Source organism: Anaerobacillus sp. CMMVII (assembly GCF_025377685.1).
Taxonomy (GTDB): Bacteria; Bacillota; Bacilli; order Bacillales; family Anaerobacillaceae; genus Anaerobacillus.
On sequence record NZ_JACEHK010000016.1, the window covers coordinates 47260 to 72104 of the forward strand.

The 24845-nt window shown below is 37.1% G+C and carries 20 protein-coding genes, 5 pseudogenes and 1 riboswitch; of the genes and pseudogenes, 23 read left to right on the forward strand and 2 right to left on the reverse strand.

From position 1 onward, the window contains the following. The first annotated feature begins 83 nt into the window (after positions 1-83). The 6 genes and pseudogenes from H1D32_RS20345 (at position 84) to spoVM (ending at position 4538) form a co-directional block, all read left to right on the forward strand. A complete protein-coding gene (locus H1D32_RS20345; protein ID WP_261180054.1) occupies positions 84-1061 on the forward strand; it encodes a PASTA domain-containing protein in 978 nt (325 codons plus the stop codon). 54 nt (positions 1062-1115) lie between these two features. Then, positions 1116-1996: pseudogene (gene rsgA, locus H1D32_RS20350) on the forward strand (ribosome small subunit-dependent GTPase A). Between the two features lies 1 nt (position 1997). After that, positions 1998-2642 (forward strand): ribulose-phosphate 3-epimerase, encoded by a 645-nt coding sequence (gene rpe / locus H1D32_RS20355; RefSeq protein ID WP_261180055.1) that lies wholly within the window; start codon positions 1998-2000, stop codon positions 2640-2642. Positions 2643-2650: 8 nt separating this feature from the next. Beyond that, positions 2651-2759, forward strand: a riboswitch (TPP riboswitch). Positions 2760-2987: 228 nt separating this feature from the next. After that, positions 2988-3536 (forward strand): energy-coupled thiamine transporter ThiT, encoded by a 549-nt coding sequence (gene thiT / locus H1D32_RS20360; protein ID WP_261180056.1) that lies wholly within the window; start codon positions 2988-2990, stop codon positions 3534-3536. Further along, a complete protein-coding gene (locus H1D32_RS20365; RefSeq protein WP_261180057.1) occupies positions 3536-4165 on the forward strand; it encodes a thiamine diphosphokinase in 630 nt (209 codons plus the stop codon). Before thiT ends, H1D32_RS20365 begins: the two co-directional genes overlap by 1 nt. Before the next feature lie 292 nt (positions 4166-4457). Beyond that, positions 4458-4538, forward strand: coding sequence for a stage V sporulation protein SpoVM (spoVM, locus tag H1D32_RS20370; protein WP_071390873.1), 81 nt, complete (start codon positions 4458-4460; stop codon positions 4536-4538). A gap of 135 nt (positions 4539-4673) precedes the next feature. Here the strand turns inward: spoVM and rpmB are convergent, their stop codons facing one another. Beyond that, positions 4674-4862: a 50S ribosomal protein L28 gene (gene rpmB, locus H1D32_RS20375; RefSeq protein ID WP_261180058.1), complete on the reverse strand. Its 189-nt coding sequence runs from the start codon at positions 4860-4862 to the stop codon at positions 4674-4676. A 330-nt stretch (positions 4863-5192) separates the two neighbouring features. Between rpmB and H1D32_RS20380 the strand changes: the two genes are divergently transcribed. The 12 genes and pseudogenes from H1D32_RS20380 to rnc all read left to right on the forward strand — a co-directional run bounded on the left by H1D32_RS20380 (position 5193) and on the right by rnc (position 16885). Next, positions 5193-5555, forward strand: coding sequence for an Asp23/Gls24 family envelope stress response protein (locus tag H1D32_RS20380; protein ID WP_261180059.1), 363 nt, complete (start codon positions 5193-5195; stop codon positions 5553-5555). A 103-nt stretch (positions 5556-5658) separates the two neighbouring features. Beyond that, entirely contained in the window at positions 5659-7335 is a 1677-nt protein-coding gene (locus H1D32_RS20385; protein WP_261180060.1) for a DAK2 domain-containing protein, read from the forward strand. A 17-nt stretch (positions 7336-7352) separates the two neighbouring features. Further along, positions 7353-8209 (forward strand): annotated as a pseudogene (locus H1D32_RS20390) (DegV family protein). A 267-nt stretch (positions 8210-8476) separates the two neighbouring features. Continuing rightward, positions 8477-9142 carry an L-serine ammonia-lyase, iron-sulfur-dependent subunit beta gene (sdaAB, locus tag H1D32_RS20395; protein ID WP_261180061.1) on the forward strand — a complete coding sequence of 222 codons (666 nt, stop codon included), beginning with the start codon at positions 8477-8479 and terminating at the stop codon, positions 9140-9142. A gap of 182 nt (positions 9143-9324) precedes the next feature. Further along, positions 9325-10206, forward strand: a complete 882-nt coding sequence (gene sdaAA, locus H1D32_RS20400) for an L-serine ammonia-lyase, iron-sulfur-dependent, subunit alpha (RefSeq protein ID WP_261180062.1) — start codon at positions 9325-9327, stop codon at positions 10204-10206. 1 nt (position 10207) lies between these two features. Further along, a pseudogene (gene recG / locus H1D32_RS20405) lies at positions 10208-12242 on the forward strand (ATP-dependent DNA helicase RecG). An 86-nt stretch (positions 12243-12328) separates the two neighbouring features. Continuing rightward, complete coding sequence (fapR, locus tag H1D32_RS20410; protein WP_261180063.1) at positions 12329-12922, forward strand: transcription factor FapR; 594 nt, start codon at positions 12329-12331, stop codon at positions 12920-12922. Next, on the forward strand, positions 12906-13895 hold the full coding sequence (plsX, locus tag H1D32_RS20415) for a phosphate acyltransferase PlsX (protein WP_261180064.1): 990 nt from the start codon (positions 12906-12908) through the stop codon (positions 13893-13895). The genes fapR and plsX overlap by 17 nt, the downstream gene beginning before the upstream one ends. A gap of 14 nt (positions 13896-13909) precedes the next feature. Further along, positions 13910-14857, forward strand: coding sequence for an ACP S-malonyltransferase (gene fabD, locus H1D32_RS20420; RefSeq protein ID WP_261180065.1), 948 nt, complete (start codon positions 13910-13912; stop codon positions 14855-14857). After that, positions 14857-15597: a 3-oxoacyl-[acyl-carrier-protein] reductase gene (fabG, locus tag H1D32_RS20425; RefSeq protein WP_261180066.1), complete on the forward strand. Its 741-nt coding sequence runs from the start codon at positions 14857-14859 to the stop codon at positions 15595-15597. The genes fabD and fabG overlap by 1 nt, the downstream gene beginning before the upstream one ends. A gap of 100 nt (positions 15598-15697) precedes the next feature. Then, positions 15698-15931, forward strand: a complete 234-nt coding sequence (gene acpP, locus H1D32_RS20430) for an acyl carrier protein (RefSeq protein WP_071318677.1) — start codon at positions 15698-15700, stop codon at positions 15929-15931. Positions 15932-16117: 186 nt separating this feature from the next. Next, complete coding sequence (gene rnc / locus H1D32_RS20435; protein WP_261180067.1) at positions 16118-16885, forward strand: ribonuclease III; 768 nt, start codon at positions 16118-16120, stop codon at positions 16883-16885. A gap of 582 nt (positions 16886-17467) precedes the next feature. On the opposite strand, the gene H1D32_RS25540 is transcribed toward rnc, so the two are convergent. Further along, the gene (locus tag H1D32_RS25540) at positions 17468-17671 is read right to left on the reverse strand and encodes a DUF1128 family protein (RefSeq protein WP_396126267.1); all 204 of its coding nucleotides are present in this window, start codon (positions 17669-17671) and stop codon (positions 17468-17470) included. 183 nt (positions 17672-17854) lie between these two features. On the opposite strand from H1D32_RS25540, the pseudogene smc reads away from it, so the two are divergent. The 5 genes and pseudogenes from smc to rpsP all read left to right on the forward strand — a co-directional run bounded on the left by smc (position 17855) and on the right by rpsP (position 24824). After that, positions 17855-21420: pseudogene (gene smc / locus H1D32_RS20445) on the forward strand (chromosome segregation protein SMC). Between the two features lie 152 nt (positions 21421-21572). After that, a pseudogene (ftsY, locus tag H1D32_RS20450) lies at positions 21573-22558 on the forward strand (signal recognition particle-docking protein FtsY). Positions 22559-22728: 170 nt separating this feature from the next. Continuing rightward, on the forward strand, positions 22729-23058 hold the full coding sequence (locus tag H1D32_RS20455; protein ID WP_261180068.1) for a putative DNA-binding protein: 330 nt from the start codon (positions 22729-22731) through the stop codon (positions 23056-23058). Positions 23059-23070: 12 nt separating this feature from the next. Beyond that, positions 23071-24417, forward strand: coding sequence for a signal recognition particle protein (gene ffh / locus H1D32_RS20460; protein WP_261180069.1), 1347 nt, complete (start codon positions 23071-23073; stop codon positions 24415-24417). A 134-nt stretch (positions 24418-24551) separates the two neighbouring features. Then, complete coding sequence (gene rpsP, locus H1D32_RS20465) at positions 24552-24824, forward strand: 30S ribosomal protein S16 (RefSeq protein WP_261180070.1); 273 nt, start codon at positions 24552-24554, stop codon at positions 24822-24824. The last annotated feature ends 21 nt before the right edge of the window (positions 24825-24845 follow it).

Here is a 24845-nt window from a genome sequence, read left to right on the forward strand (position 1 = left end):
AAGTAATCAAACCTAGTGGTACGAGTAGTCCCCCACTAGAAAAAGAACCACCAAAGAAGAAAAAGAAAAAGTGGGTCTTTGCAATGTTCCTTACATTTTTTCTTTTACTAATATCAATCGGTGCAGCTTTTGTGATTGTTCCAAAACTCCTTCACGTTGATGAAGTTCTCATTCCTGAGGACTTAGCAGGTATGGAGTACAGCGAAGTGTATGAAGCATTAACTGCACTAGGTCTAACTGTTGAAAAAGAAACAATGCTCCACGAAGAAATCCCGGAGGACCATGTTGTTAGGACGAATCCTGAAGGGGGGCGTACTGTAAAAGTTAACTCAATCATCACAGTATACGTAAGTGAAGGTAAAGAAAAAATAGAAATGGTAGAAGTTACAGAAACAGATAAGGAACAAGCTCGTAGAACGTTAATTAGACTTGGGTTTAAAGAAGAAAATATTGAGGAAGTCCCTAAAGAGTCAGATTCCATAGAAAATTTAATTATCGAACAACTACCATTACCTGGAGAAAAAATTGTTCCAGAGGAAACGGTTGTCATCTTAACCTATAGTATTCCTATGAAATTCAGCTTGGAAAATTTACATGGTCTCACTCGTCTAGAAGCAATTGAACGTTTAAATAACCTAGGATTAAACATCGATGTTAAAGAAGAGTACTCGGATCGAATTCCGGAAGATCATGTCATTGATCAGAAGCCAGCTAGAGAAACTATTGTACAAAAAGGAACGACTGTGACAGTGATTGTGTCACTTGGGCCAGAACCTGAACCGCCACCAGAGCCTATAAATACAGTAATTGTAGCTCCGGTGCCATTATCTCCAGAAGATGAAATGGCTGGAATAGAATACCCAGTTATTATTACCTATCGGGATTCTAATGTAAGCGAGCATACTCTTTTTGTCGAAAGAAACATCAGCAAACTAACAGAATTTCGTGTTCCTGTGACCATTAACCCCGGAGATAAAGCTGAAGTAATCAGGTATATTGCTGGTGAGCAATACGGTGATCCGATTATCCTAACCTATGAAGAGGCTTTAGCAAATCAATAAGGATAAAGTCGCCTGTTTTCGTTTCGATTCATGAAAGTAATTAAGGAGGATGCAATGCCTGAAGGAAAGATAATTAAAGCGCTGAGTGGATTTTATTATGTGGAAAGTCATGGAGAAATATATCAATGTCGTGCGAGAGGAAATTTTCGCAAAAAAAAGCTGACTCCTTTAGTGGGGGATATAGTTAATTTTGAGGCTGAAAATAAAACAGACGGTTATATTTTAGGGTTAAAGGATCGGTTCAATGAATTAATCCGTCCCCCTATTGCGAATGTAGAACAGGCAATTTTAGTTTTTTCAGCCATGGAACCAAAGTTTAGTACTCTTTTATTAAATCGCTTTTTGGTTCATATAGAATCAAATAATATTGAAGCCATCATTTGTGTCAGCAAAATTGATTTATTGAAGCCTGAACATCGTGATGAAATAAATCAATTTATTACCGACTACAAAAACCTAGGTTACACTGTATTACAACGTCAATATACATGGAAGAGCTAATTGAAGAAGTTAGACCATGGCTAGATGGTAAGACGAGCGTTTTTGCAGGGCAATCAGGTGTCGGTAAATCTTCTTTACTAAATTCGTTGAAACCTGAGTTGGAAATTGAAACAAATGAAATTTCTTCCCACTTAGGAAGAGGTAAGCATACGACAAGGCATGTCGAACTGATCCAAATTGGTACGGGTTTAGTTGCCGATACACCTGGTTTTAGCTCTTTAGAATTTGCTGATATTGAAGCAGAAGAACTGTCTGACTGTTTTCCGGAGATGAGGGAAAGAGCGCAGTTTTGTAAGTTTCGAGGCTGTACCCATTCATCCGAGCCTAAATGTGAAGTCCGTCAAGCTGTTGAAGCAGGGGAAATTACCACCTATCGATACCAGGATTATTTAAGCTTTTTAGATGAGATAAAACAACAAAAACGGAGGTACTAAGATGATTAAGATTGCACCGTCAATCCTATCTGCAGATTTTGCAAAACTGGGAGAGGAAATCAAAGATGTTGAAAGAGGAGGAGCGGATTATATTCATGTTGATGTCATGGATGGCCACTTTGTCCCAAACATAACCATTGGTCCACTGATTGTCGAGGCGATTCGGCCAATAACAACATTGCCATTAGACGTTCACTTAATGATTGAAAACCCTGATTTATATATTCCACAATTCGCGAAAGCAGGGGCGGATATTATTACGGTTCATGTAGAGGCATGTACACATTTGCATCGGACAGTTCAATTAATCAAAGAACAGGGAGTAAAAGCTGGCGTTGTTCTTAATCCAGCTACTCCAGTTGATACCCTTCAACATATTATTGATGATGTGGATATGGTGTTGCTAATGACAGTGAATCCAGGTTTTGGAGGACAGAAGTTTATCAAGCAAGTACTTCCGAAAATTTATGCGGTCAGTGAAATGGCTAAGTCAAAAGGATTATCAATAGATATTGAGGTAGATGGTGGAGTCAATGTTGAGACAGCAAAGCTTTGCGTTGAGGCTGGGGCCAATGTATTAGTTGCTGGTTCTGCTATTTACAATGAAGTGGACCGAGCAGCAGCAATAAGAGCAATTAGAGGGTAATAATAAAGTTTAACCACAAGGGGAGTCTTAAGAAGGACTGAGAGGGAACGTAGTGCCGTTCTGACCCATTGAACCTGTAAGTTAGTGCTTGCGTAGGGAGTGGAGGTTATATAAGTTAACTCAAGTAAAGAGTGTATTTCCTCAAAAGTATACAATCCTACCAATACGTTGAAACTAATCGTAATTTGCCGTGGGATTTTAGACCAGTAAGGGGAGCACTTATTACTTGAGTTATTTTTTTGATCAATAGTTTGAGCTAGTAGTAGAATGAATGATGATAGAGTTTCAATTTTTATTAAGAAAAAAACTACTTGGTATTAATTACATTCAAAGAAGAGGTGTTATATGAAAAGGCCAGTTTTACATCTTACTGAAATTGCCATGATGGCAGCATTAGCAATTATTTTAGATTTTGCTTCAATTAAAGGATTTTGGGGTTATGGTGGCTCTGTCTCACTAGCGATGGTACCAATATTACTCATGGCATATCGTCGTGGATTATCGGCAGGTTTAGTTACCGGTTTTATAGTTGGGGCTATCCAAATGTTTTATGGATATTACTTCCATCCAGTGCAAATATTTTTAGACTATGCGCTTGCTTATACTGTTGTTGGTTTTGCAGGAATATTCAGCTTTTCATCGACGATGTCGTCAACAAAACGTATTTTCGTCATTGTTGGAGGAGTTTTCCTAGGTTCTTTCCTTCGTTTTATTGTTCATTTTATCTCAGGTGTAGTTTGGTTTGGTAGTTTTGCTCCAGAAGGAATGAACGTTGTCTGGTATTCCATCATATATAATACATCATATATGCTACCTGCATTTTTACTATGTGCCGCTGTTTTAGTTCTGTTGTCTAATACAGAACCAAGACTACTTCAAGGAAATCAAAAATAATGAAGAACATTAACATTGTGGCAGGGGGACCTTTTTCAAGTCTCCCTGTTTTACGTCTCGACTCAAATGAAATTTGGATAGCTGTTGATCGTGGATTAGAACATCTATTGCGCTACGACATCGAACCTGATTATGTCCTAGGTGATTTTGATTCGGTGTCACCTAAATTAATGAATAAGATAAGACAACAACGTTTTAAACAATTTCCTGCCCAAAAGGATGAAACAGACCTTGAGCTAGCTATATCCTATGCATTAAAGGAGAAGCCGGATATTATTAATGTTTTTGGTGCAACTGGTGGTAGATTAGACCATGGACTAGTTAATTTGCAGTTGTTATTAAGAAGCATTGATCGTTCCACTACAGTATTTATGATCGATAATAAAAATAAAATCACTTTAAAAAAACCAGGTATGTACTCGATAAATAAAAGTGAATACAAGTACGTGTCATTTCTTTCGTTTTTTGAAAAAATTGAAGGATTAACCTTACAAGGGTTTAAATACCCTTTAACTCTTGCAACATTAGAATGTGGTTCAAGTCTATGTATTAGTAATGAATTAATTTTGGATATCGGTACTTATTCGTTTTCCTCAGGCATATTAATAGTGGTAGAAAGTTGCGATTAGACAAACTATCAAGGTTATAAAATGAATTGTATAAAAATAGGCTTAAGTCTAGCGAGAAGTGAGGAATGAATAAATTTAGAAGTACTTGTAACTTTATGAATTTCATAATTCAATATTTTCGCTATCTAGTTGATATAGCTCAGTTAAGGTAATTATGAAATTCACTCAACTTAGTAAAAAAATAGGTACTATTTCAGAAATGCTGAATATACTTATTAATAACTGAGGACTTTTAATACTTTATTCATTTGTAGTGCCGTAGACGACAAACTCATGTCGAGGAGGGAAATTTATGAAATTTTATACGATTAAGCTACCTAAATTTTTGGGTGGATTTGTAAGGGTGATTTTGAATTCATTTAAAAAAGGTTAACAAAAAAGCACCACGTAGGTGCTTTTTTGTTTGCGCTATGGAAATAATAAATTTTACCCGGGTAAAATTTAAGTTTTAAGTATAAGAAAAACGAAGGCCTTCGCCAATAAAATTGACTACAAGCCGTTTTTCAAATTATACGCGTTCAACTTTGCCAGATTTTAAAGCTCTAGCAGAAACGTATACACGCTTTGGCTTTCCATCTACCATAATACGTACTTTTTGTACGTTTACGCCCCACTTACGCTTTGTTTTGTTCAATGCGTGAGAACGTTTGTTTCCTGTACGAGCTTGTCTTCCAGTAATTACACATTTACGTGCCATGATTGCACCTCCTTGTAAACCATGAGATGACACTCAAATTCATCTTATAAATACTTGATAATATTAGCATAGTAAAAAAAAGATTGCAAGGGGTTTTAAAATAAATATCAAGGGAAGATACTTGACAGCTATATCGAAAAAGATATACTCATAAAAGTAAATGATTTATTAGGAATAGGAAAACCTTAGAATAGGACAAAAATGTCAACGTGGAAAAAGTAGCAGATGACAAATACGCATTTTAATAACAGTTTTCTTTTAAATTGTGGGTAATTATAGTAAAATGTGATTAGCCATGAAGTACACTCTAAATAAAGGGGGATATCGATCGTGTCAATTAAAATGAAAACACAATTAGGTGTAATTGATGTTGCAAAAGAGGTTGTAGCCGTTATTGCTGGTGGTGCTGCAATTGACTGTTATGGAATAGTAGGTATGGCCTCACAGAAACAACTGAAAGATGGACTTAACGAGCTTTTAGGTAAAGAAAACTTTACTAGAGGTGTAGTTATTCGTGAAGAAGAGGATGAAATCCATATTGATATGTATATTATCGTTAGCTATGGAACAAAAATCTCTGAAGTAGCGCATATGGTTCAAACAAAAGTGAAATATCAGTTGGAGCAAATGCTAGGTTTAACTGTAGATTCAGTTAACATTTTCGTTCAAGGAGTTAAGGTTACAAACCTATAGGGCATGTTCAAAATGAGGACAACGAAAGGCTAGAAAAAAATCTAGAGCTACGTTACCGAACTTTTGAGCGTCCTCTACTAGTATATGTTAAGGAGGAACATGAGTGACACTGAAGAGTTTAGAGGCTGAAAAATTAGCCCAAATGTTTATAGAAGGTGCAAATAATTTAACGAAGAATGTAAAGCTTGTTGATTCGTTAAATGTTTTCCCAGTTCCAGATGGTGATACAGGGACGAACATGAATTTATCGATTACATCTGGCGTAAAGGAAGTACAAAAACAAGTTCCAGAACACGTTGGCAAAGTAGCAGGCGCTTTTGCGAAGGGTCTACTGATGGGAGCAAGAGGTAATTCAGGTGTAATTTTATCTCAGCTTTTTAGAGGGTTTTCCAAGTCTGTTGAAGGCAAAGCTACGTTAAATGGAAAGCAATTTGCTGATGCTTTTGGAGCTGGTGTTGATATGGCCTATAAAGCAGTTATGAAACCTGTGGAAGGAACGATCTTAACTGTTGCAAAAGATGCAGCAAGAAAAGCGCAGGATGCTGCCAAACGTTCTGATGATCTTATTACAATCATGGAAGCTACCCTTCAGGAAGCAAGAGCTTCGTTAGAACGCACACCAGATCTATTACCAGTATTAAAAGAAGTAGGTGTTGTTGATTCTGGAGGTAAAGGCCTAGTAATTATTTATGAAGGCTTTTTAGCAATAATGAAAGGTGAAAAGATCATTAATCTGGTCCAAGAAACAGCTTCAATGGATGATCTAGTAAAAGTACAACATCACAATGCTCAAAGTCATATGGCCACTGAAGATATCGAATTCGGGTATTGTACAGAAGTAATGGTTAAATTTGAGCAAGACAAGCTTGAACAAAATCCTTTTGATGAGCAAGCTTTCCGAAATTTACTCGATAACCATGGTGATTCACTTCTAGTGGTGTCAGATGAGGACTTATTAAAGATACATATTCATGCTGAACAACCTGGTGACGTAATTACTCATGCCCAAAAATACGGTAGTTTAATTAATGTCAAGATTGAAAACATGCGTGAACAACATACTCATCTGTTAGAAGAAACAAAAGCCGTTTACGAGGAGAAACCAGAACCGAAGAAGGTACTTGCTGAATTTGGTATCATCACCGTGGCTATGGGGGACGGTATTGCAAAAATGTTTAAGAGCTTGGGGGCTGGAGTTGTCATTGAAGGTGGACAAACCATGAATCCAAGTACTGAAGACTTTGTAAAAGCCATTTCTGATGTTCATGCCAAGAAGATTATCATCTTACCGAATAATAGTAATATTATTATGGCGGCAGAGCAGGCAGCTTCAGTTGTTGCAGAAGAAGTTGTTGTTATTCATTCGAAAACAGTTCCACAAGGACTTGCTGCACTGTTGGCATTTAATCCAGGATCTGATCTTGAAACGAATGCAGAAGATATGAGAGAAGCGCTAGCAGCTGTCAAAACTGGACAAGTAACATTTGCTGTCCGCGATACTAGTTTAGACGGTGTTGAGATTAAAAAAGATGATTTTATGGGAATTGCAGAAAAGAAAATTGTCTCTTCTGGCCCAGATCGCCAAACTGTTACCGAAGAATTATTAAACAATTTACTTGATGAGGACTCGGAGATTTTAACAATCATCCGTGGTGAAGATACAACAGAAGATGAAGTAGAACAACTTGTCGCTTTTGTTGAAACGCATTATGCGGATGTAGAGGTTGAGGTTTATGAAGGCAATCAACCACTGTATTCCTACATTTTTTCTGTTGAATAAGACTAAGGAGGATGCATATGGCCAAAGTAAAAATTATTACTGATAGTACTGCTGATATTCCCAAAACGATTGCTGAAGAATTAGACATAACAGTTGTTCCTTTAAAAGTTTTATTCGGTGAAGACACTTTTGAGGACGGTATTGACATTACCGCGTCAGAATTCTATGAAAAGTTAGCGTCATCTCCAGTCAGTCCAACAACTTCTCAACCAACACCATATCAATTTGAAGAGGTTTATCAAGAAGCTGCCAGAGAAGAAGACACCCAAATCATTTCTATCCACTTATCTTCGAAGTTAAGTGGGACATATCAATCGGCTTATATTGCTAGAGATGTAGTTAAAGACCAAATAGATGTTACTGTTATTGACTCTAAACGAGCTTCTATTGCAATCGGTCAAATCGTAGTCGAAGTTGCCAAATTAGCGAAAGCGGGGGCGACCAAGGAGCAATGTTTAACTAGGTTAAATGAATTATTGAGTACATCAGTTATTTACTTTATGGTAGATACGTTAGAATTTTTACAAAGAAATGGTCGTATTGGCAAAGCATCCGCTCTATTTGGTTCGTTATTAAAATTAAACCAATCCTTTCTTTAAACGAAGATGGAGAGGTTTATCCTTACGACAAGGTCCGCGGGCAGAAGAAAGCTTTAGCTAAAATTTATGAATTTATTGAGAGAGATTTTGGAACACAAGCAATTCATATTGGTATTTCTCAAGCGAATGCCCATGAAAATGCTCTAGAAATAATGACAGAGCTGAAAAGCCGTTTTAATGTTAGCACAGAAATCATTACCGATATCGGTCCTGTCATTGGTGCTCATGTTGGTCCTGGAACTATTGCTATTTCAGTTTCTCAAGCTAAGGAATAAAATTAAAGGCGCTATCCATTCACTAAGTACAACAAATGTAAGTTGTTGTCTATTGGAAGGATAGCGCTTTTATTTTTGATTGTTGCTTTTTAATTAAGTTAGTAAAAAAACGGATCATTGTTTAGCTTCTCATTCAATTAAATAACAATATTTAAGAGAAGTAGTATTACATAAAAATATCTTTTTGATAACAAAAAGGAAATATTCGATTATAATAAAATTACCTATAGAAATGTTAGAAATAAAATGCTGTTGGGGGTTTTTACGATGAAGTTTAGAACGGTTTTTGATATTATTGGTCCGATTATGATTGGTCCTTCAAGTTCACACACGGCAGGTGCAGCAAGAATTGGCAGGGTTGCAAGAACTTTGTTAGGTAGACAACCTACGTTTGCAGAAATTTCCTTTTACGGTTCATTTGCAAAAACCTACAAAGGTCATGGGACAGATGTGGCAATTGTCGGTGGAATATTAGATTTTGATACTTTTGATCAGCGTATTAAAAGCTCTTTACAAATTGCTAAAGATTTAGGTATCGAGATAAAGCTAGCTGTTGAAGAAGCGGTAACTGACCACCCGAATACGGCAAAAATAAGGCTTGGGACAAGTGAACAAGATGCACTCGAGCTTGTGGGTATTTCCATTGGTGGGGGCAAAATAGAAATCGTCGAGCTTAATAGTTTTCAGTTGAAGTTATCTGGAAACCACCCAGCAATTTTAGTTGTTCATGATGACCGATTCGGGGTAATTGCAGCCGTTTCCAATGTCTTGGCGAAACATGAAATAAACATTGGACATATGGAGGTTTCTCGAAAAGAAAAAGGGAAAGAGGCGCTAATGGTTATTGAAGTCGACCAAAATGTTGCTGACCAGCTCTTAGAAGAGATAGCATCCTTACCAAATATCGTTAAAGTAACCAAAATTCACGATTAAAAATGTAACATGTTGAATGCGAATGTTGATTTAATGTGAGTAACGCATGGATAGTATAACATCAATTGAATGCAGTCTTACATCTGGTGTAGAGTAAATTTGTAATACTACAGAAAGAATGCACAACAAACCATTCTACACTATACATTTTGCATTCTACATGACAAAACGGAGGTCATAAAATGTTTCGGAATGTTGCAGAGTTAGTAGAATTAGCAGAGAAGGAAAACATCAAAATCTCTGATATTATGATAAGACAGGAAATGGAAGTTACAGAAAGAAGTTTTGATGAAATATTTGCGCAAATGGACCAAAATTTAGTCGTTATGGAAGAAGCAATTGAAAGAGGGATTAGAGAAGGAGTAAGGTCTGTTTCCGGATTAACTGGTGGAGACGCGGTGTTGTTGCAAAATTACTTGAAAACTGGAAAGTCATTAGCAGGTGAGTTTTTACTTGATGCTGTAAGTAAAGCAGTTGCTACTAATGAGGTGAATGCAGCAATGGGAACAATTTGTGCAACGCCAACTGCTGGTTCTGCTGGGGTTGTACCTGGGACACTCTTTGCATTAAAAAACAAAGTAAATCCAACTAGAGAACAGATGGTTCGATACTTGTTTACTAGCGGGGCGTTTGGTCTTGTAGTTGCAAATAATGCTTCAATTTCTGGAGCAGCTGGTGGCTGTCAAGCTGAAGTGGGTTCTGCTACCGGAATGGCAGCAGCAGCAATTGTTGAATTGATGGGAGGTACTCCAAAGCAATCCGCTCATGCGATGGCTATTGCATTAAAAAATGTTCTAGGGTTGGTTTGTGATCCAGTTGCAGGGCTTGTGGAAGTACCTTGTGTGAAGCGAAATGCAATGGGAGCTTCTAATGCAATTGTAGCTGCAGATATGGCTCTAGCCGGTATTGAAAGCAGAATTCCATGTGATGAAGTAATTGATGCGATGTATAAAATCGGTCAATCGATGTCAAGTGATTTAAAAGAAACTGCCGGGGGAGGTTTAGCGGCTACTCCAACAGGGAGAGCGCTAGAAGCGAAAATCTTTGGGTTTAGCCAAAAATAATATGTTAAATAATCCAACTACAATGGTAAAAGGAATTGGAGAAGAGAAAGCGAAAGATTTGCAGGACCTTGGTATATATACAATAAAAGATTTGCTTGAATATTTTCCATTTCGTTATGAAGATTATCGACCAAAAACGATTTCTGAATTGAAGCATGAAGACCGAGGAACAATTGTCGGAACCGTGCAAAGTGAAAGTGTTGTACGGTTTTTTGGGGGAAAAAAATCAAAGCTTTCAATACGCGTTCTATCTGAAAATGTATTATTAACTGCAGTTTTTTTTAATCAGCATTATCTAAAACCAAAATTAGTCGTTGGAACCACTGTTACCATGACAGGCAAGTGGGATCAGCATCGGCTCACGTTAACAGTAAATGAGTGCAAATTTGGTAGCGTTGAGACGGAAGAAAGTTATGATCCTGTATATTCTGTTGGAGGAAAGATAACCGTAAAAGGTTTAAAAAAATGATCAAAAGTGCTATGGATCAATATGGTCAACATATACCTGAAATTCTTCCCCCTGATTTCTTACAAAAGTATAAATTAATAGAAAGAAAATATGCGATTTATAAACTTCATTATCCGAAAAGTTTTGAAGATGCCAAACATGCAAGGAGGAGAATGGTTTATGAAGAATTTCTCCTTTTTCAGTTGAAGATGCAAACGTTACGAAAATTCCATAGAGAAAACAGTGGAGGAACGACAATTAACTTTGATCACGAAGCTGTAAATCGATTTATTACAAATTTACCTTTTCCGTTAACAACCGCGCAACAGCGTGTGGTCAAAGAGATCTTAGCGGATTGAGGTCCCCTTACCGTATGAATCGTTTATTGCAAGGAGATGTCGGCTCAGGAAAAACTGTTGTAGCAGCAATTTGTTTGTATGCTACTGTATCAGCTTCTTTTCAAGGGGCCTTAATGGTCCCTACTGAAATTTTAGCCGAACAACACGCTCACTCTTTAAAACAACTTTTAGAACCGTTAGATATTTCTGTAGAACTTTTGACTGGTTCAATTAAAGGGAAGAAACGGAAAGAGATTCTTCATCGACTTGAAACGGGGCAAGTTCAAGTGATCATTGGGACCCATGCATTGATCCAAGAAGAAGTTGTTTTTGATCGCCTAGGATTAGTCATTACTGACGAGCAACATCGTTTTGGTGTAGAACAGAGGCGTACCTTACGAAATAAAGGACAAAATCCTGATGTGTTGTTTATGACTGCTACACCCATTCCAAGAACCCTAGCCATCTCTATTTTTGGTGATATGGATGTATCGACTATTGACGAGATGCCAGCAGGTAGAAAACCAATTGAAACATATTGGGCGCAGCATCAAATGCTGCAAAGAGTTCTAGGGTTTGTTGAGAAGGAATTAAACAAAGGTAGACAAGCCTACGTCATTTGTCCGCTAATCGAAGAATCAGAAAAACTTGATGTGCAAAACGCCATTGATGTACACGCTCAACTTCAACAATTTTTTACAGATTATCAGGTTGGGTTAATGCATGGAAGGCTTACGAGTTCTGAAAAAGATACGGTTATGCAAAAGTTTAGCAACAATGAGGTGCAAATTCTTGTTTCAACAACGGTAGTTGAAGTAGGTGTCAATGTTCCTAATGCAACAATTATGGTGATCTATGATGCTGAACGTTTTGGTTTATCTCAACTTCATCAACTTCGAGGGAGAGTAGGTCGTGGTGATGCCCAATCTTACTGTGTCTTATTAGCAGATCCTAAGTCTGACGTTGGTAAAGAACGAATGAAAATTATGACAGAAACGAATGATGGCTTTGAATTATCACAACGTGACCTTGAATTGCGAGGGCCAGGTGATTTTTTTGGTTCAAAACAAAGTGGAGTACCCGAGTTTAAAATAGCTGACATGATTCACGACTATCGAGCCCTTGATGTTGCAAGGAAAGATGCAGTAGAACTAGTTTCTTCTGATTATTTTTGGACAAGTCCTGACTATAAATTTTTAGTGATGTATTTAGAAGAACAGGGGGCTCTGGCAGGTGAGAAAATGGATTAATCTAGATTTTGTTATTGAAATCTACGATTATATTTTATATACTACTGTTAGTACCTAGTCATAGAAGCATGGAAGGTGTAGAAAGAATGAGACGCTCGAAAAAAGAACGGCAGAAATTATTGATAGAGAAAATTAATGAAAATCCGTTTGTTACTGATGATGCCTTAGCAGAATTTTTTAATGTCAGTGTGCAAACGATCCGTTTAGATCGTTTAGAATTATCCATTCCTGAATTAAGGGAAAGAATAAAGAATGTAGCCGAAAAGCAATTCGATACCGTAAAAGCATTACCTATTGAAGAGGTTATCGGTGAAATTATTGATTTGCAGCTTGATCAAAGAGCGATTTCCATTTTAGATATTGGTCCAGAGCACGTTTTTTCGAGAACAAAAATAGCAAGAGGCCATCACGTCTTTGCTCAAGCAAATTCGTTGGCAGTGGCTATTATTGATGATGAATTAGCTCTAACAGCTAAAGCGAATGTTCGTTTTACAAGGCGAGTGAGTGAAGGCGAACGTGTGATCGCTAAAGCGAAAGTTCTCAAACATGAGAAAGAACGAACGAAAGTCGAAGTAAATAGTTATGTTGAGCAAGAATTAGTTTTTTCAGGTGAATTCCATATGTACCGTTCAGTTAAGTACATGCAAGGAGAGAAGGGTGAACATGAGGATAGCAATTGATGCCATGGGAGGCGATCATGCTCCGAAAGAAGTTGTCAAAGGAGCTATGGCTGCAATTAAGCAATATGAAGATATAGAGATTGTTCTAGTTGGTAATGAAACGGCAATAAACGAAATCCTAACTGATCATACTCGCATATCAATTATACATACTGATGAGAAAATTGAGTCGGCAGATTCACCAGTGGCGGCCATTCGCCGCAAAAAAAACTCATCAATGGTCTTAGCCATTAAAGAGGTGAAAGAAGGACGGGCTGACGCTTGTATTTCTGCAGGGAATACAGGAGCTTTAATGACTGGTGGTGTTTTAATTGTTGGTCGAATTAAAGGTATCGAACGTCCAGCTTTAGCGCCAATGCTTCCCACTTTTACGGGGGAAGGATTTTTGTTGATTGATGCTGGTGCCAATATGGATGCAAAACCGGAACATCTCCTACATTATGGCGTGATGGGGAGTATTTATATGCAAAAGGTTCGTAATATCGAACGTCCGAGGGTTGGTCTTTTGAATGTTGGAACTGAAGATGACAAAGGAACAGAATTGACAAAGCAAGCATTCGCACTATTAAAAGATGCTCCGATCAATTTTGTTGGTAATGTTGAAGCAAGGGATTTGCTTGAAGGCGTTGCTGATGTAGTTGTTTGCGACGGTTTTACTGGAAACGTCGTTTTAAAAACAGTAGAAGGAACAGCCCTTTCTTTATTTTCGTTATTAAAAAAAGAATTAACGAGTACCTTCTTTAATAAATTAGCTGCTGGAGCACTTAAGCCTAGCTTTAAAAAAATAAAGGACAAGATGGACTATACCGAGTATGGTGGCGCAGGACTTTTTGGCCTTCAAGCACCGATCATTAAAGCTCATGGTTCCTCAAATGATACAGCTATCTTAAATTCAATCAGGCAAGCTCGGTTAATGCTTGAGGAGCAAGTTGTTGAAACGATAAAAAACGAAGTAATTAAGAGAGTAAATTAGGAGGGGATTAGTTCGTGGGTAAAATCGCATTTTTATTTCCTGGCCAAGGGTCACAAACAGTTGGGATGGGGAAATCTTTGGCTGATAAAAATCATGCAGTTGCGGAAATCTTTAAAAGGGCAGACGAACGTCTCGAAACAAATCTTTCAAAAATTATCTTTGAAGGGCCTGATGAAGAGTTAACGTTAACAATAAATACGCAACCAGCTTTACTTACTACTAGTATTGCTATTCTAGAAGCCTTCAAAGAAGCAAAAATTGAGGCAGATTACGTGGCAGGACATAGTTTAGGTGAATACAGTGCCTTAGTAGCTGCTGATGCTGTATCATTTGAGGACGCCGTTTATGCAGTAAGAATGCGAGGAGCATTTATGGAAGAAGCTGTTCCTGCGGGCCTTGGCGCTATGGCAGCGATTTTAGGTATGGACCGGGATGTTCTCAAAGACATTACTGATGAAATTTCAGCAAATGGTCATCCAGTGGAATTAGCAAATTTAAATTGTCCAGGACAAATTGTCATTTCTGGTTCAAAACAAGGAGTAACTGAAGCGTCAGCCATCGCTAAGGAAAAAGGTGCTAGAAGGATTATTCTTCTGCAAGTAAGTGGACCGTTTCACTCAAGCTTAATGAAACCAGCGGCTGATAAGTTGTCTGATACTCTAAATAAAATTGAAATTAAAGATGCGCAAATTCCAGTAGTCGCTAATGTTTCTGCGACAGCGGTAACGGATGGAGATACGATTAAGCAAAACCTAATTCAACAAGTGTTCTCTCCGGTACTTTGGGAGGATACGGTGAAATATCTACTAGAACAAGGCGTAGATACATTCATTGAAATTGGTTCAGGGAATGTCTTAGCTGGTCTGGTCAAAAAAATTGATCGGAAAGTGAATGTATTTGCTGTTAATGATGGTGAAACAATGGAAAAAACCATTGCTACTATAAAAGGAGGCACAGCCTAATGCTAAAAGGAAAAGCAGCCCTTGTAACAGGTGCATCAAGAGGAATTGGAAGAGCCATAGCGATAGAATTAGCTAGACAAGGAGTTAATGTTGCTGTAAACTTTGCAGGAAACGCCAGTAAAGCAGAAGAAGTTGTGGCTGAAATCAAAGAGCTAGGTGTAGAAGCTTTTGCAATTAAAGCTGATGTCGCTAATTCAGAAGAAGTAACAGCTATGGTGAAAGCTACAATTGATGCATTTGGTGCTTTAGATATCCTAATAAATAATGCAGGTATTACTCGTGATGGCTTAATTATGAGAATGAAAGAAGAAGATTGGGATGCTGTAATCAACACAAATCTCAAAGGAGTATTTAATTGTTCAAAAGCCGTAACAAGACAAATGATGAAACAACGGTACGGCAGAATAGTTAACATCTCATCAGTAGTAGGTGTTTTGGGGAATGCCGGGCAAGCTAATTATGTAGCGGCAAAAGCAGGTGTTATCGGGCTTACGAAAACATTAGCTCGTGAGTTAGCTAATCGAAATATCACTGTAAATGCTGTTGCGCCTGGTTTTATAGAAACAGATATGACAGATGAGTTATCAGCAGAAATTAAAGAAGAATTAATGAAACAAATCCCGCTTGCTAAATTAGGCAAGGCTGAAGACATTGCTAGAGTTGTTCGTTTCCTTGTAAGTGAAGACGGAAATTATATGACAGGACAAACATTGCATGTCGATGGCGGAATGGTAATGTAAGAAAAAATTGTTAATTAGCTGATTTTATCCTATAATGTGTACATAGCTTGTACATTATGGTTAAAAATAAAATTTACATTTTTTGAGAGGAGGTGACCCCATGGCAGACGTATTATCACGTATTACAAAAATCATTGTAGATCGTCTTGGAGTTGAAGAAGCTGAAGTAAAACTTGAAGCAACTTTTAAAGAGGATTTAGGAGCTGATTCACTAGATGTAGTAGAACTAGTGATGGAACTTGAAGATGAGTTTGATTTAGAAATTTCTGACGAAGATGCAGAAAAAATTGCTACTGTTAAAGATGTTGTTGATTACATAAACAGCCACCAGTAGGTTATGAGAAGATGGTTTAAAGGAAACTTTAAATCATCTTCCTATATTTTATAAAAAAGCCTATTATCTCAGAGATTGTTGTGTTGTTTAATTGAATAGTTACCCCACACACAACGAGGGGTTGGGGCTAATAGTGAAAAAGTCAATTTAGTATAATCTACGCATTGAAAGGTTTTGGAGGTTAACATGCAACAATCTTCAAGAAAAGTCCGCAGACGTACGTCAAAACGAACTGAAAAACGCATTCAATTAACGCCTGCCCAGAGGTTGAAGTTTGAAAAGCTTCTTGATAAATTAGAAATTCATTTTCGAACTGAAAAACTAATCATTCAAGCATTTACACATTCATCCTATGTGAATGAGCATCGCATTCGCCCGTTTGATGATAATGAACGGTTAGAATTTTTAGGTGACGCGGTTTTAGAATTAGCGGTTTCACAATACCTATATAAGAAGTACGAAACAATGAGTGAAGGTGAGATGACAAAGCTACGAGCGGCGATCGTTTGTGAGCCATCACTTGCTAAATTTGCCACAGATTTAGGCTTTGGCGAAATCGTTCTTCTTGGCAAAGGTGAGGAAATGACAGGCGGTAGGGAACGTCCAGCATTATTAGCTGACATCTTTGAATCGTTTGTTGGAGCCTTATATTTGGATCAAGGGTTAGAAGCTGTTTACCAATTCTTAAGCTCAACCATTTATCCTAAAATCGATGAGGGTGCTTTTTCTCATATGATGGATTTTAAGAGCCAGCTACAAGAGTTTATTCAAAGAGATGGCCTGGGGCATATTCAATATCATATTGTCCAAGAACGAGGTCCTGCACATGCACGGGAGTTCGTCTCAGAAGTAATTTTAAATGAAGATAAGCTTGGACTAGGTATAGGTAGATCGAAGAAAGAAGCAGAGCAACAAGCTGCTCAAAAAGCGTTACAAAAACTCATGGAAAAATAAAAAGAAGATACCCGGTTTGATGTAAACAGGGTACCTTCTTTTTTATTTCTCTTTTTCATAAGGCTCTTTTCTAAAACATTGCTCCTGCGGTTACTGGTCGCACAAAAAAACTTGTTGCTTTTTCACCTAAATTAATTGAGAAAATTACATAGATGAAGATAGCACCCAATAAATTAAGTGAGAAAAGAGCAATTCTTACTAAATAAGTAGTGAAATCTTAGTATTTATGTGTAAAACAACAAACTTTGCGAATACAGCCTCTCATAAACATTGTGGATTTACAAACAATTAATTCAATAAATAACCCCTATTTTTGAGAATAAAGCCGTAAAAAGTTGGAGAAAATGCCCAAATAGCTTGATATATCATGTCTTTCGTAATTTTACTAAAAGATTGTTACTATTAGCTTTTAGGTCGTAACCAAGCTAATGCTTGGTTCTTCACGCTTTGCGTGAAGCTTTTGAGAATAAATAAGCCATTGGGACAAGTGAAATTGTCCCCAAAAGCTTATTTATTCTCAAAAGACGACCTAAAAGCAATAAAGTTTTACGAAAAGAGCCAATTACTTTTTGCGTAATTTACCTAATTCAGAGACGATAGCGTCAATTTCACTAACACTAAAAGATTTTTATTCATAATCATTTCATAAATTTCAACAAGATCTTCGTAGTTGTCAGTATCAAAGCTTTCAGGTCTCATTGCCCCACCATTGACTACTTGTAATTTTTCTTTAATGTTGGAGATGATTAATTCAATATTTTCACGGTTGTTTTCTTTTAAATTCATTATTATCATCCTTTCATAAAGCGCCTAGTAATTTTTATTGTACCACTTATGTATTCATTTTCATAAAAAAAAGCGTCTAGTGCGGGAAAACAGCATAACATTGTCAAGAAAATATGGTAAAATAGATAAGTTAACTATAGCATAGATTAAAAGATTATATATCATTAATGAGGTGGAGAAACAATGTTCCTCAAAAGATTAGATGTAGTAGGATTTAAATCCTTTGCCGAGCGAACATCGATTGACTTTGTTCCAGGCGTAACAGCTGTTGTAGGTCCTAATGGAAGTGGTAAAAGTAACATTTCTGACGGGATCCGCTGGGTATTAGGAGAGCAATCAGCAAAATCACTCCGAGGAGCAAAAATGGAAGACATTATTTTTGCTGGAAGTGATACACGCAAACCGTTAAATTTTGCAGAACTTACATTAACCTTAAATAATGAAGATCATCATTTAGCCATAGATTACAGCGAAGTAAGTGTAACTAGGCGTGTTTATCGTTCAGGTGAAAGTGAGTACTTTATAAATAAGCAAAGTTGTAGACTTAAGGATATTCATGAACTTTTCATGGACTCTGGTTTAGGTAGAGAAGCTTATTCTATAATTGGACAAGGCAAGATAGAAGAGATACTAAGTAGCAAATCCGAAGAACGAAGGGTTATCTTTGAAGAAGCTGCAGGTGTGTTGAAATATAAGACAAGGAAGCAAAAAGCTGAAAGAAAACTTGCAGAAGCACAAGAAAATCTGTACCGAGTTGAAGATATTTTACATGAATTGGAAAACCAGGTCGAACCACTAAAAATACAAGCTTCAGTAGCAAAAGATTTTCTTGAAAAAAAGGAAGAGCTTGAAAAAGTTGAAGTTGGTTTGTTAGTGTATGAGATTGAAGAACTACATACTACTTGGAATGACCAAAAAAAGAAAGTTCAACAACTTAATGAAGATCAACTCCAAATTTCTTCACAAATAAAAATAGAAGAAGTTAAAATAGAAGAGTTTAGAGCAAAAATGCAGGCTCTCGATGAATCAATCAACGATCTTCAAGACGTTCTGCTTGCAACAAGTGAGCAGCTTGAAAAAAAAGAAGGCCAAAAAGAAGTCTTAAAAGAAAGAAAAAAGAATTATCACCAAACAAAAGAAGCGCTGTTAAAGAAAATTGAAGTCCTAAAAAGTAAAAAGCAACAGGTTGAGGGAAATCTAAAAAACGAGCTGGAAAAGCAGAACATCTTTAAAGAAAATCTCCTAACATCCAAAAAACAACTAGAGAAGGAAGCCAAGCTTTTAGTTTCACTTGAGGAAGATATTGAGACAGAGTTAGAAAGAATGAAATCAGACTACATTGAGGTTCTAAATGAGCAGGCTTCGATTCGTAATGAAACGAGGTATTTAGAAGAACAGTTAAGGCAACGAAAACGAAAAAGTGACAATTTGGATAGTAGTAATGTAACGTTATTAGAACAAAGAGAAGCGGTAGCTGAAAAAGAATCGCATTTTAAAGACCAACTGATCCAAAAGCAAAAACGATTAGAAGAGCACATTCATTTGTATCGAAATGAATGTCAGCAATTGGAAAAGCTTATTGAGGATTACCAAAAGAAAGAGACACAGCTTTATCAAGCTTTTGGACATGTTCAACAAATCAAATCGCGAAAAGAAGTGCTAGAAGAGATGCAGGCGGATTTTGCAGGCTTCTTTCAGGGTGTAAAAGAAATTTTGAAGGCTAGAGAAACAAGTCTAAAGGGAATTGAAGGGGCTGTTGCAGAGCTTATTACGGTCCCGAAAGAAATTGAATTGGCAGTAGAAACAGCATTAGGTGGAGCAATGCAGCACATTGTAGTTGATACCGAAACTGATGGAAGACTTGCAATTGAATTTCTAAAAAAGCGTCGACTTGGCAGAGCTACATTTTTGCCATTATCAGTCATTAAAGGAAGAGAGCTGGCTACTTTTGAAAGAGAGAAGTTGCGAAGTCATCCAGCCTTTGTAGGGGTCGCTAAAGACCTTATTCAATTCGATGAAAAGTACTTGTCAGTCATTTCAAATTTGTTAGGACATGTAGTGATTGCCAAAGACCTTGAAGGGGCTAATACATTAGCAAAGATCCTTAACTATAAAAATAGAGTTGTAACACTAGAAGGTGATGTTGTTAATCCTGGTGGCTCTATGAGTGGTGGTAGTGTTAAACAAAAAGGTACGCCTTTGCTTGGGCGACAACGTGAACTAGAAGAATTAATGACGAAACTAGCTACCATAGAAGAGCAAACGAAATTAATGGAATCCAAAGTTAAAGCCCTAAAAGATGCTAGACAAGCGAAAGAAGCAAGAATAAATGACCTTCGTAAAGAGGGGGAGTTGTTGCGAAACGAAGAGCAGCAATTGAAAGGTAACCTACGAGAGTATGAAATTGAAGAGAAAAACCTCAATGAGAGACTTTCTCTTTACGATAAGGAAAAAGCTTCCTACCGGACTGAGGTTGAAGAAATTGAAGCAAAATTGTTGCATTTAACCACTAAGCTTACCGAAGCTAGTAAATTAAAAGACAAACTTGATGAACAAGTTCGAAACCTAACTGAAAAGAAAAAAATGCAGCAAACTTCTAAGGAATCTTTATCTGAATTTATTACAGAATTAAAGGTAAAAGTAGCTAAAGAAGAAGAGCAATATCGTAATCAAACTGAACGAGTTCAAAGTGTTCTTAATGAAAAGATAGTCTTGAAAAAGAATGGAATGAAACAGATGAGGAATACTGGTTGCTAGAGCGAGAGATGAGCGATAATACAACTGGAGAAGACTCCTTAGATGAGATCATTGAGAAGAAACGTTTAGAAAAAGATCGTACATTCAAGTTAATTCAGGAACGTAGGAAAGAACGCTTATTAACCCAAACTGCTCATGATGACCTAGAAAGAGAATTGAAAGAACATAAACGTACTCACAGACAACTTTCTGACTATCTTCACACGGAAGAAGTAAAGGTAAATCGTCTCGACGTTGAATTAGAGAATCGTTTAGAGAAACTTGCTAGTGATTATGAGATTAGCTTTGAAATGGCAAAAGCAAAGTATCCACTTTCAATAGACGCTAAAGCAGCAAAGTCAAAAGTTAAGCTAATTAAATTAGCAATTGATGACTTAGGGACTGTAAATATTGGTGCGATAGAAGAATATAGTCGTGTCTCTGAACGTTTTTTGTTCTTAACTGAACAAAAGGTAGACCTACAGGATGCGAAAGAAACACTTTATCGTGTCATTGGTGAAATGGATGAAGAGATGTCCGTTCGTTTTGAAACAACGTTCTTACAAATTAAATCGCATTTCCAAGGCGTATTTAAGCAACTATTTGGAGGAGGAAAAGCAGATTTAATTCTAAGTGATCCAGAAAGTATACTGACAACTGGAGTAGAAATCGTTGCTCAGCCACCTGGGAAAAATCTGCAGCATCTTGCCCTTTTATCAGGGGGAGAACGGGCATTAACAGCTATTGCTTTACTTTTTGCGATTTTAAAGGTTAGACCTGTTCCTTTCTGTGTACTAGACGAGGTGGAAGCTGCACTTGACGAAGCGAATGTAAGTAGATTTGCTAGTTTCTTAAAAGATTTTAGTAAAGAGACACAGTTTATTGTTGTGACACATCGTAAAGGAACGATGGAAGAAGCTGACGTTCTTTATGGCGTGACAATGCAAGAGTCAGGGGTATCAAAACTAGTTTCGGTGCGTTTAGAGGAAACCAACCAGTTAATCGCAACGTAGTTATGAGTTATGAGTTATGAGTTATGAGTTATGAGTTATGAGTTATGAGTTAGTTAATGATCGTTAAGCTTCGAAGTGTTGTCCTTTCAGAAAACTCAAAACTCAAAACTCAACCCTCAAACTTAAAATTTGATTTAAGGAGGAATTGAAAAATGAGTTTTTTTAAAAGCTTAAGGAAAAAATCACCCAACAAACTGAAACTGTAACTGAGAAGTTTAAAGAGGGGTTAACAAAAACAAGAGATTCATTTGTTGGAAAAATGAATGACCTTGTGAAAAATTATCGTAGTGTAGATGAAGAGTTTTTTGAGGAGTTAGAGGAACTGTTAATTAGTGCTGATGTTGGTGTAATGACTGTAATGGAGCTAATTGATGAGCTGAAAGATGTAGCAAGAACACGCAATATCAAAGATTCTGCACAATTACAACCGGTTATTTCAGAGAAACTTGCAGAGCTTTTGCAAAAGGATGAGCAAGAGTCAAGGCTAAACCTCCAAGAAACAGGAATGACAGTTATTTTAGTTGTGGGGGTTAATGGAGTTGGAAAAACAACCTCAATAGGTAAGTTGGCCAATAAACTTAAAAAAGAGGGGAAATCTGTCCTTTTAGCAGCTGGAGATACATTTAGAGCAGGTGCAATTGAACAGCTTGAAGTTTGGGGCGAACGCGTTGGTGTTGATGTCATAAAACAACAATCAGGTTCAGATCCTGCTGCTGTTATGTTTGATGCAGTTCAAGCAGCGAAATCACGTGGTGTTGATGTCTTAATATGTGACACGGCTGGACGTTTACAAAATAAAGTGAATTTAATGAATGAGCTAGAAAAAGTGAAGCGTGTTATTGAGCGAGAAGTTCCTGGTGCACCGCATGAAGTATTATTAGTTCTTGACGCAACAACTGGTCAAAATGCAATGTCACAGGCTAAAACCTTCGGAAAAGCTACGGATGTATCCGGAATTGTCTTAACGAAGCTCGATGGTACAGCAAAAGGTGGGATTGTTTTAGCGATACGTCATGAATTAGACATTCCTGTTAAGTTCGTCGGTTTAGGAGAAAAGGTTGACGACCTCCAAGAATTTAATGCAGAACAGTTTGTTTACGGATTATTTTCTGAAGTGCTCGAGAAAGCTGAAGAATAGTTTAGAGTGTAGAGTTGTGCTTGTTTTGGCTTCGAAGCAAGACTTAAATAACTTTACACTCTACACTATAAACTTTATTAATCACGTAAAGAAAAAAACTTGACACTGATTTTTTGTTCGTGTATTATAAATATTCGTAAAGGGATTTTACTTAACAAGGGGGCTATTCGATGTTAGAAAAAACGCTTCGAATGAATTATCTTTATGATTTTTATCAAAGCTTACTAACAACGAAGCAGCGTCAATACATGCAATTGTATTACCTTGATGATTGGTCTTTAGGTGAAATCGCTGAAGAATTTGAAGTTAGTCGTCAAGCCGTTTATGATAATATTAAAAGAACTGAAAATATGCTTGAAGAATATGAAGAAAAACTTAGTCTTTTTTCAAAATTTGATGAGCGTTCAACCCTTATAAAAAATTTAAAAACGGCGATAGAGAAAGACGCAACTAAAGAATCAATTTTATTAATCGTCGATTCTCTTGAGAGGTTAGACTAGGAGGCGACAAACATGGCATTTGAAGGCTTAGCAGAACGCTTACAAAACACTTTAAATAAAATTAAAGGGAAAGGTAAGGTATCTGAAGCAGATGTAACAGCTATGATGCGTGAGGTACGTCTAGCATTACTTGAAGCGGACGTTAACTTTAAAGTTGTAAAAGATTTTATAGCTAATGTAAAAGAACGAGCAATAGGGCAAGAAGTATTAAATAGCCTTACGCCAGGTCAGCAAGTTATAAAAGTAGTTAATGAAGAGCTGACAAAATTAATGGGTGGGGAACAAAGTAAAATAGCGATAGCTAAAAAACCACCAACTATTGTGATGATGGTTGGACTGCAAGGTGCAGGTAAAACAACCACGACTGGAAAGTTAGCAAATCATTTACGAAAAAACCATAATCGTAAGCCTTTGCTTGTAGCAGGAGATATTTATCGTCCAGCTGCGATAAAACAGCTAGAAACGTTAGGTAATCAATTGAGTATGCCTGTTTTTACACTTGGTGATCAGGTAAGTCCAGTTGAAATTGCCAAACAAGCAGTAGCGAAAGCAAAGGAAGAACATCTTGATTACGTTCTAATTGACACGGCCGGCCGTTTACATGTTGATGAAGCCTTAATGGGTGAGTTACAACAGATAAAAGAAGCTGTTAATCCAGATGAAATCTTACTTGTTGTTGATGCTATGACAGGACAAGATGCAGTAAATGTTGCGGAAAGCTTCAATGAGCAACTTAACCTGACAGGTGTTGTTCTTACGAAATTAGATGGTGATACTCGTGGTGGTGCAGCACTTTCAGTTAAAGCAGTCACAAATACACCGATTAAATTTGCAGGTATGGGTGAAAAATTAGATGCTTTAGAGCCGTTCCATCCTGATCGCATGGCCTCAAGAATTCTTGGCATGGGGGATGTGCTTACTCTTATCGAAAAGGCTCAGTCAAATTTTGACGAAGCTAAAGCTCGTGAGCTCGAGAAGAAGATGCGGACAGCTGACATTACGTTCGATGACTTCCTCGATCAATTAGCTCAAGTTCGTAATATGGGACCTCTTGACGAATTGTTAGGAATGATGCCTGGAGCAAATAAGATGAAGGGCTTAAAAAATGTTCAAGTTGACGAAAAACAAATTGGACATATTGAAGCTATCGTTCGCTCAATGACAAAGAAGGAAAAAGAAGATCCAACGATCTTAAACGCAAGTCGTAAAAAACGAATTGCTAAAGGTAGTGGAACAACCATTCAGGAAGTAAATCGCCTTATTAAACAATTTGATGAAATGAAAAAGATGATGAAACAAATGTCGAATATGACTGCAAAAGGAAAGAAAAAAGGTAAGTTTAAGTTTCCTTTTATGTAATTTTCATTCTTAAAACATTCCCTCGATTGTTAAGTTTTTCTTTTGTAAAGTTTTTTTACTTTACTAGTTTTCAACTAGTGAGTTTTATGATAATATACCTTATTGTGTGAATTAATTTTGGAGGTGAAACATAAATGGCAGTAAAAATTCGTTTAAAACGTATGGGTTCAAACAAAGCCCCATTTTACAGAGTAGTAGTTGCTAACTCTCGCGCACCACGTGATGGTCGCTTTATCGAGGAAATCGGCACATACAATCCGTTGGTTAATCCAGTTGATTTTAAGGTTAACGAGGAAAAAGCTTTAAAATGGATGCTTGATGGCGCTAAGCCTTCTGACACAGTTCGTAACCTTTTCTCAAAAGCTGGTTTAATGGAAAAGTTACACAATGCTAAAAATGTAAAGTAATTAGCAAAGCGTAAACGCTAG